Below are 9,282 nucleotides of genomic sequence, written 5' to 3'. Positions count from 1 at the left end.
GTCCTCCGGGTTTAGGCTGAGAAATCGACAAAATGAAAATCGATCGCGTATCTGATATTCCAGCTCATCATCCGATAGGTTATATAAATGCTGTAATACAAGTGCCTTGAACATCAGTACCTTATCAAAGGGTCTTCTTCCAGCATTACTCTTTCTTGGAAGTGTGGGGATTTTATTCAAAGTACTCCGGAAGTCCTCCCAGTCAATCAACTTACGAAGAGCAACCAGTGGATCACGTTCATTTAGCTTGCGATGGCGGTCATCAAGACCGAAAAAACTCGGCTGCATTTGACAATAACCTTTACTAGTGAGCGTTTAGATTATTTTACCGGAAATTAGTGAATTTTTAGAGGTACCCAGTAGGTAGTGAGGGTTATCCAGTTGCATTTGGTGACTTAGCAGATATGCGCTTGATGGAAACGATTGATTACGCAGAGCGATCAGCCATTCTCGTAACAATCGTCCGTTATGAACTTCTTAAACCATTACAAGACATAGTTGCCTCTAGATATCCAAATCTAACGCGCTTTATAGCGGTAGACTCTGATGATGAAGCCAAGCAGTATAAGAAAATAGGGATGCGACCTATTGTTAATCGAAGTACTCCTAAGGGCATTGATACAGTATGTGAAATTCTGCGCAGTCAAGGTATAGAGGAAAATAAAATTCAGAGCTGGGTTGTTCGTCGACAGAGCCAAGCACTGGAGGCATAAAATAATATAAAACCCACAAATAGAAGACATCTACGATGTAACATTACAATTCTACTCTGTACTTTAATATCTTCCTGCCAGTAGACTGTACGAAAAATCGTGGTACGACTGCATTTTATATAAATGAGGTCATTAATAAACCCTATTGTATATATACCATCCCACCTGTCATATGGGCTAGCCGGTACCAAGCTGATTGTAGGGAGATCTTACTGATCAGTATTGTCATTCACTTTATGATGATGCACCAACTTCTTCTGTTACTACTTGATCGGGATAGAAGGCGATAAGTCCATTAATTATTTTAGAAAAATCGAACGCGGCTTCGTAAGTCCACGCAATCTCTTCGTCAGTTTCATCCAAAGTGAAATAACTAGCATCGCCTTTAAGTGGACAATGGGTTGTCTTTCCATCAATTGGAATGAGAGGTACGATGATGTCTTCTTTTGGTAAATAGAATATAGGATCATACATATCTTTTCCAAGTTCTGTGACTCGTAGCGCGTTATCACTTTCAGCAATCATTTTACCACCTCGATATACCCTCACAGTCCTTGGCACTGGTTTAACACGCATGAAGTGACGTGGTTCTTTCGGATTGTGGATTGTTTCCTCAGAAAGCGTGATTTCTGGATATGCCATTAATCTCTCCTTTTAACAGTTCATTTTTCATTCTATGTATATTTATGCCAGCGATGGAGAATTTCCTTGCAGATAGTTAGCTATTTATATATACGATTAAATAAGACTTTTCTCCCTGGTAAGGAGCCAGAATGGGAGAGTTTCATGAATTAGACTTCCGGCCAGATCGACGAAAAGTTAGTCTAACCTTCAACTAAAGGCTTCAATATCTCTTCATACATAATTGACTGGATAGATCGACCGGTTTTACTGGCCCAGTTAATTGCGAGTTCTGCCATTATTTGATTCGTAGAAGTTATACCGACTCCAGCCTTCCTCATTCGTTCTACCGAGATGTCATCTGCAGCCTGGGTTGGAGAACCACCTCCATCAACGACAACTTGTACTTCGTATCCATCCTCTACAGCACTTATAGCTGGATAAACAACGCATACATCATTTGTTAAACCAGCCATCACCAACTTTTTTCGGCCAGTTGCCACTACCGCAGACTTGAAAGGATCATATGTCCAAGCATCGACTACTCCGGGTCGTTTTACCCTTTGGGCGTGAGCATTAGGTGCGATCTTTTCCAAATCGGCAAAGAGTGGACCCTGGAAATTTTCTTCTTGGCTAGTAGTGAATATCAACGGCATGTCAGTTTCGATTGCTGTACGTGCTAGAGCCCGTACATTTGCAAGTAGATGGGAAGGACTAATGTTGCGCGCTAGTTTGGCGGTCCCCACTTGATGATCAATCAATAGCATCGCTGCGCTATCCGTTGTGAATGGGTTTTTCATTGATGTTTTCTGTCCTATTTATCTAACGATTAAGAATAACCCAGGTGAACCTTCTATATTCGCCTTGCAGTAGTCTCTTGAATATATAAAGAGTTTAGATTACGAACCACCATACCTAATAGGTTAATTACTGAGGCGTCGTAACCATCTATGGATTGACAGATGTGTCACAGGAAATAACGCCGCTAGTCACTACTATTTCTAGAATGATTATCCGCAAAATAGAATCCTCTTCTGTAAACTCCACTGGATTATCTCAAAATGAAACTCTACGCTATGCCCGGAACTTGCGCCCTCGCTCCTAATATTGCCTCGATTTGGGCACGGGTACCGGTTGAATTGGTGAACCTTGAGAGGGGAGAGCATCAAGCTAACACTTATCTACTGTTGAATCCGAAAGGGCAAGTCCCAGCTCTGCAGCTTGATGATGGTCAGGTTTTAACTGAAGCTACAGCGATATTGCTCTATATTGCTTCCTTATCCGAAAATCCGGAACTTTCACCCCATGAGCCTATTCAGTGGGCCCGTCAGGCAGAGGCACTTTCTTATATGAGCTCCGAGGTCCATTCAGATTTCGGACCTCATTTTGTACCAGAGAGATTTGCTTCATCTCCAGAAGCTAGAAAAGATATTCAGCGGCATGCCTATGAAAAGCTTGAGATGCATTTTCGCAGACTCGATAAATCCCTAGAGGAGGCAGGGGGTAAAGGCTATCTTGGAAAGCGTACAGTAGTTGACTCCTATCTATTTGTCTTATGTCGCTGGATTGATTCAACTCCTTTAGAGCTTAACTCATTTTCTTACTTAGCAGAATTTCGTAGTCGTCTTGAACAGGAGAGCGACGTAATCAACGCGCTTAAACGACAAAAAATGCTAACTTAGATGAAATTGGTCAAACCGAGTAAATGAGGGTAACTCCACGCAGCTACAAAACCCTGATATCAATTTGGGGACTTAGTTCTTACCGAAGCTCTCTTGTGGGCATGAAAGAGAGTATTGTGTTGCTGACAGGAGTCGGAACAGTGACTTTTAAGGAAGCTCAAAGTTAGAAAAAGAAACTAATGACAAAGAATTATTAAACGAAGACGTTATTCTACTACTTCAATAGGTGTTGATCTATGTCCAAAACAATTGCAATTATCGGTGGAACTGGAGCAATGGGGCGTGCGGTTGTTAATGCCCTTCTGGGAGATACAGATAATGAGTGGTTAATCAAAATATTAACACGTAATACAAATAGCGAACGTGCAAATAATATGAAGGAGTCTAGTTCTGGTCGAATAAGCTTTGTTACTGGCAACCTGGAAGATAAAGAGAGCCTTGAGACATTAATGAAAGGGGTGTACGGGGTTTTCTCAAATACTAATTTTTGGTCAGCTGGTGAAAAATCCGTGGCACGTGAGCGGTCACAAGGGTTAAGAGCCCTGGAAGTTGCAGAGCAGACAGGTGTGGAGCTATTTATTCACTCTTCACTTGACGCGGCTTCAAACCTGTCCAATGGTGCACTACCTGTTCCACACTATGATGCAAAGGCCTCGGTTGAGCATGAAATAGACTGGCACAGGTCAGAGGAATTCTTTAGTCAAAAAGAAAATGGCTGGTATACAAAGCATGTTTCAGTATTAGTCACAGAGCCCTATATCGAAAACTTTCAGAGTATCTTCCTACCAGAGCCAGGAAAACTCAAAGATGGGCGCGAGGGGCTCATTTTTCGTGGTCCATTGGCGGGAGATGCTATATGGCAAATGGTTGCACTTGACGATATCGGAGCTTTCGCGCGCATTATGTTTTCAGATGCAAAGACATGGGGCGGCAGAACTCTGCGTATAGGATCTGACGCTCTGAAAATGTCAGAGGTGGCGGCTAAGTTTGAGGCCGTTACCGGCATACCAGCCGAATACTCACCTCTGAGCGATGAGGAATTTATGGCCTCTGGTCAACCTAATGCACATGATGTTCTTAATAACTTCCTTTTCTATCGTCTTGGATATGCAGCTCCTCGGGACTACGACGCTCTAAGGAAGATCTACCCAGGCCTTCATAGCTTCGAGAGCTGGCTTCGTGAGACTGGATGGCGCGGTAAAGCTGGGGACGTTCAAAAAGATGCAATCAGTGGTTAAAAAGTTGCTTTCAATGCATCATTACTGTGAGAAATTTCTAGATGAATATACATAAGAAAAGGCGCCTTCTTGTTATAGGTGCCACAGGGAAGGTTGGTGCGGAAGTTGTTCGTACGTTAACTCAGGATACGAATATCCAGACAGTCGCAGCAATCCGCCGGAATGACCAGGCTCAATCCATGCTAGACATAGGCGCCGAACCTGTTCAGCTTGATCTAGATGACATAAGTACCGTTGAAAAAGCTGTAGCTGGTATAGATGGTATTCTTCTAATGACGGGTTATACCGTTGATATGATGAAGCATTCCAAGCGGGTGATTGATTCGGCTAAACGCGCCAAAGTCGACCATATAGTCCATATTGGTGCTTCTGGAGCTGACACAGCTGAAGTCTCCCATTGGGGTTGGCACCAGATGATCGAAGCTTATATCGAGAAACAGGGATTCAGGTTTACTCATTTGCGGCCCGAAGGGTTCATGCAGAACTTAATCAGCTTTGGGTGGCTACAACCCGGTACCTTAACTAACTTGATCGGCGATGCGCGGTGGTGTTGGGTTGATGCACGTGACGTGGCAGCAATAGCCGCGGCGGCACTAATGCGCCCTGACAAGTTTAGTGGTCAGGTCTGGCGCCTTGGCTATGATGCCACCACCATGTCCGAAGTTGCCGAGATGATTAGTAAGCTGGCTGGACAGCCCATAAAGTTAGAGCAATTGGACCCCCAGGTATTTTATGAATCCGCCGTGGCTTCTGGTGCTGATCCAGCTTATATGGCGTGTATTCGAGATCAGTTTCGCTTAAATGCAGCTGGCGCTATCCCTGATGCTGATAAAACATTTGACGAAACAGCGTTTAAAGCAGCTATTGGCCGGCTCCCCTCAACTTGGCCAGACTTTATCCAGAGAAATGCTGAAGCCTTAAAGTCTGCAGCAATCTCGTAAATCGAAAAATGGCCTCGCCTTGGTTTCGTTTGGTCGCCCCTTCATTAGAAATCCTGGTTATACACTCCTTATCGCTTCAGGAGCACCGCTCGCTCCTGAGGCATCGCGTGAGTCGAGGCACGGAGGTGGCGAAAGTGGCTATATCGATTTTCCCGGACTAAAGACAGGTCCCTAAGCTGTTCTAATTTTTACGTAAAAATGGAGACCCTAAAACCACGATCATAGTCTCTTGGCTGCATGAGCAATCAAAGTACATCAGAAAATTGAATTTTACCGTCGGTGTTTTTCATCAAAGTGTGAATAAGAAGCCCGACTGCGACACGATTGACGACCTGTTAGCTAAGCGCTTCACTGATATTGAAATAAAGGAGGTTTCATGTCTGGGGAAATACATTCAGTAAAGTTGTTTGGGCGTAAAGGAAGTACGGAAGGATATAGTTTACGAGAGTTTCTTCAGCGCCATGTTGTTAGTTTTGAATGGATAGAAATAGCTTCTGAAGAAACCTGCTTGAAAAATATTGGTATATCTGATGTGAATAACGTCAGGTTTCCTGTCGTTCAATTTGCAGATGGTTCACTCCTATTCAATCCCTCTGTTAGAGATGTGGCAAATCGTCTCGGATATATTGCTCTTCCTCGCTTGAAAGAATATGACGTCTCCATTTACGGCGCGGGTCCAGCTGGCTTGAGTGCAGCTGTTTATGCTGCCTCAGAGGGGTTAAGCACAGTAGTAATCGAACGACATGCTGTTGGGGGGCAAGCGGGTACCAGTTCAATGATTGAAAATTACATGGGTTTTCCGCGAGGTATCAGTGGTGCCGAACTGGCAGATAGGGCCCGTGAACAAGCATTGAAGTTTGGTGCAGAAATTATCCTTATGAGTGAAGGAATTAAGGGTGAGTTCAAAAATGGACGTATTCACGGGCAATTAGCTGATGGAAGCAAGATGTTAGCTAAAGCCAATATATGTGCCACTGGTGTTGAGTATCGTAGACTTGAATTAGATCGTGAAGAACATTTTCTTGGAAAGGGAGTATTTTATGGTGCTGGAGTTGCCGAAGCACCATTATGTAAAGGTGAAACAATTTATATTGTAGGGGGCGCAAATTCAGCAGGTCAGGCTGCAATGCATATTGCGAATTTTGCTGAAAATGTGGTTATGCTTGTACGCGGTTCGAGTTTAAAAGGAACAATGTCGAAATATCTATCCGACCGTGTTACTAACAATAAAAAAATAGATATTAGATTTAATAGCGAAGTAACGGAATTAATTGGCGATGAATTCCTATCTCAAATAAAGATTACCGACAATAAAAATAAAGAGGATGAAAATGTCGATGCTAAACGGTTATTTGTTGCAATAGGCGGTCGACCAAATACTGAGTGGGCCATTGATACTCCTATTCTTCGAGATGAAGCTGGTTACCTTGTTACAGGTCCAGATTTACTTCTGAATGGAAAAAATCCTGAAGGTTGGCCGCTTCAGCGTCAACCGTATTACTTGGAAACATCATACCCAGGGTCTTTTGCAGCCGGCGATGTACGCCACAACTCTATTAAGCGTGCCGCAGCTGCTGCAGGTGAAGGCGCCATGGCGATTACATTTGTTTATCGCTATTTAAACGAAGATTTTGACTTTATCGTTAAACATACAAAATAAAACTCTATTAAGTAGACAGATTTATATGTGTGAATTTTTGACTGGCCACTTCAATAACAAATATGGTTGCTAGTCTGTATGGCGACAATTGATCGAAAACATTACCTAAGTTAATGTTTTTATTGTGGTTTTGACCTTTAAATTTCAACTCAGCGTCATAAGTCGGGAAAATAAGTAAGGGAAGGGCTCATAGGGAAATGAGTACATCACAACTCATTGATATTTCTTTTGCCCTAAAGTTACAAAGGGTGATATAGGAGAGTATAGAGCGAGGAAATCCTATGCAAGTTGGTGAATTTGCCCAATTGATTAACTGGGTTAAGCATGAAGCTCCAACGCTTAGGCTGGCTTGCCCTAGATGAAGTTCTGAGGCTGATCAAGGCAGATTTGTGTTGGTATCCTCAATGATCGCAGTTAGTGTGGACGATTGGCCACTTACCAGCCATCCGTGCCATTGCAGTAAGTGGATATTAAGTACTTAACTGACCTTTTGATTTTATCTTAAATTTCAATGAGTTAGCACTTTTTTAACCAACCAAAACACTTATCTGACCAGTCATCCACCTTTTTTGGTCCAGTACATACTTGTCCAAATAAATTGCTTAATTAAACAGCCAGAAACTTACACAAGAGTTAAGGGGTTTTAATCCCAAGCGGCACTGCGCCTTCAAAGATTGGTAGTCTCCAGAGTGTGAGACAACCTCTAAAGCCAATCCGATATCATAAAGGGTTCGGTCTGGACTTCGATGTAACCGCTGCCATACTAGGCACCTGCCTCAGCCAAGGGTTCGAGACCTTCGATGCCAACTTAAAACATGCCCCGAATACATCTGGTAATTGAGCTGAGTGATGGCACTGCCTTTAGCATGATGAGTTGTTTCGAATATTTTGTGTCCAAGCATCTTTCAGAAAAGGTCACTGATAAAAAGCTACCGCTACTGAGTATTGGAATGAGGTGGTAGGGTATGGACCATGAGTCAGGCTAGAAAGAGGCACTTGATAGTTATCACCCTTGCTTGAATTTCACGCAGCATTGCTTCTAAGGATGTAGAGATGGGGTAAGGGCTTACCGGATTCGGAAGGGGGAGGTGGTCTTGCATCGCATAAGCAAATCGATAAAGGAGTTTTCCATTAAAGAACAACAGTCAGAGATGGATGCTCCATGAAAATTCTTCACACATCCGATTGGCATATTGGTCGAACTTTATACGGCCGAAAACGCTATGAAGAATTTGAGGTCTTTCTGATATGGCTGGCAGAAGCAATTCAGAAAAACTCAATTGATGTGCTGATAGTTGCTGGTGATGTGTTTGATACCAGTACTCCGAGCAATCGTGCCCAGGAGCTCTATTACCGTTTCCTATGCCGCGTGGCTATTTCATCTTGCCGGCATGTGATCATCGTTGCGGGAAATCATGATTCTCCATCCTTTCTCAACGCACCCAGGGAGTTACTTAAGGCCCTAGATGTCCACGTGGTCGGTGGTATCAGTTCCTCCCTAGAAGATGAAGTACTGGTGCTTTGTGATAAGCAAGACGTCCCTGAATTGATTGTTTGTGCAGTGCCCTACCTCCGCGATAGGGATATTCGCGTGGCGGAAGCTGGTGAAAGCATCGAAGACAAGGAGCGAAAGTTGATAGATGGAATTCGCACCCACTACGCTGCTGTCGCTACCTTGGCCGAGCAGAAGCGAGAGAGTTTGGGGGGGGACATTCCGATCGTAGCTACAGGGCATCTTTTCACAGCAGGCGGACAAACTGTTGATGGTGATGGTGTACGCGACTTATACGTTGGTTCTTTGGCTCATGTGGCAGCCGGAATTTTTCCCGCAAGCTTTGATTATGTGGCGCTTGGGCACTTGCACGTGCCACAAAAAGTAAACGGCTCCGAGACTATACGCTATAGCGGCTCGCCGCTACCCATGGGGTTTGGTGAAGCGAAACAGCAAAAGAGCGTGTGCTTAGTGGCCTTTGATCAAGCTCAGGGGCTTAGTAAGACGACATCAGTCCAAATGATTGACGTACCGGTGTTCCAGAAACTGGAACGCATTAGAGGAGACTGGGGTGGAATTTTAAATCGTATCCTTGAATTATCGGCAATAGATGCTCCCGACGGTTCTGCTGTCTGGGCTGAAGTCATCTACGAAGGTGACGAAGTTATAGGAGACTTGCGGGAGCGGTTGGAAGCTGAAATTTCCAACGCTAAGGTAGAAATTCTCCGTATAAAGAATAACCGAGTCATAGACCGTGTATTGAGGCAAATACACCAGGAAGAATCACTCGACGACTTGAATGTAAACGATGTATTTGAACGTTGCCTAGACGTTAATTGCATACCTGAAGAACAGCGGCCGGAATTACTTCGTGCCTACAAGGAAACACTTTCTTCACTCCATGAAGAAGATGTAAAGGCAGAGTAAAGAGGCTG

Annotated in this window: 9 protein-coding genes; 6 read left to right on the top strand and 3 right to left on the bottom strand. The window is 43.8% G+C overall.

Annotated features, from left to right (window positions below; translation table 11 throughout):
- Window positions 1-288 (bottom strand): transposase (locus tag ACCI49_RS17895; protein WP_371838736.1); only part of this gene is annotated, 288 nt, incomplete at its 3' end.
- A gap of 125 nt (window positions 289-413) precedes the next feature.
- Here ACCI49_RS17895 and ACCI49_RS17890 point away from each other — a divergent pair.
- Entirely contained in the window at window positions 414-713 is a 300-nt protein-coding gene (locus ACCI49_RS17890) for a hypothetical protein (RefSeq protein ID WP_371840513.1), read from the top strand.
- A gap of 234 nt (window positions 714-947) precedes the next feature.
- On the opposite strand, the gene ACCI49_RS17885 is transcribed toward ACCI49_RS17890, so the two are convergent.
- Both ACCI49_RS17885 and ACCI49_RS17880 read right to left on the bottom strand, forming a co-directional pair.
- Window positions 948-1,355, bottom strand: a complete 408-nt coding sequence (locus ACCI49_RS17885; RefSeq protein WP_371840512.1) for a DUF427 domain-containing protein — start codon at window positions 1,353-1,355, stop codon at window positions 948-950.
- 182 nt (window positions 1,356-1,537) lie between these two features.
- On the bottom strand, window positions 1,538-2,134 hold the full coding sequence (locus tag ACCI49_RS17880; protein ID WP_371840510.1) for an isochorismatase family protein: 597 nt from the start codon (window positions 2,132-2,134) through the stop codon (window positions 1,538-1,540).
- Window positions 2,135-2,395: 261 nt separating this feature from the next.
- On the opposite strand from ACCI49_RS17880, the gene ACCI49_RS17875 reads away from it, so the two are divergent.
- The 5 genes from ACCI49_RS17875 (at window position 2,396) to ACCI49_RS17855 (ending at window position 9,274) form a co-directional block, all read left to right on the top strand.
- Window positions 2,396-3,016 (top strand): glutathione S-transferase N-terminal domain-containing protein, encoded by a 621-nt coding sequence (locus ACCI49_RS17875; protein WP_371840509.1) that lies wholly within the window; start codon window positions 2,396-2,398, stop codon window positions 3,014-3,016.
- 236 nt (window positions 3,017-3,252) lie between these two features.
- Window positions 3,253-4,254, top strand: coding sequence for an NmrA/HSCARG family protein (locus ACCI49_RS17870; RefSeq protein WP_371840508.1), 1,002 nt, complete (start codon window positions 3,253-3,255; stop codon window positions 4,252-4,254).
- Between the two features lie 41 nt (window positions 4,255-4,295).
- Window positions 4,296-5,195, top strand: coding sequence for an NmrA family NAD(P)-binding protein (locus tag ACCI49_RS17865; protein ID WP_371840507.1), 900 nt, complete (start codon window positions 4,296-4,298; stop codon window positions 5,193-5,195).
- A 376-nt stretch (window positions 5,196-5,571) separates the two neighbouring features.
- A complete protein-coding gene (locus ACCI49_RS17860; RefSeq protein WP_371840506.1) occupies window positions 5,572-6,855 on the top strand; it encodes an FAD-dependent oxidoreductase in 1,284 nt (427 codons plus the stop codon).
- 1,162 nt (window positions 6,856-8,017) lie between these two features.
- Complete coding sequence (locus tag ACCI49_RS17855; protein WP_371840505.1) at window positions 8,018-9,274, top strand: exonuclease SbcCD subunit D C-terminal domain-containing protein; 1,257 nt, start codon at window positions 8,018-8,020, stop codon at window positions 9,272-9,274.
- Window positions 9,275-9,282: the final 8 nt, after the last annotated feature.

It is taken from the genome of Microbulbifer epialgicus (assembly GCF_041447265.1).
Lineage (GTDB): Bacteria > Pseudomonadota > Gammaproteobacteria > Pseudomonadales > Cellvibrionaceae > Microbulbifer > Microbulbifer epialgicus.
The sequence above is the reverse complement of the archived record's forward strand: the minus strand, read 5'-3'. Positions and strand labels throughout refer to the sequence as shown.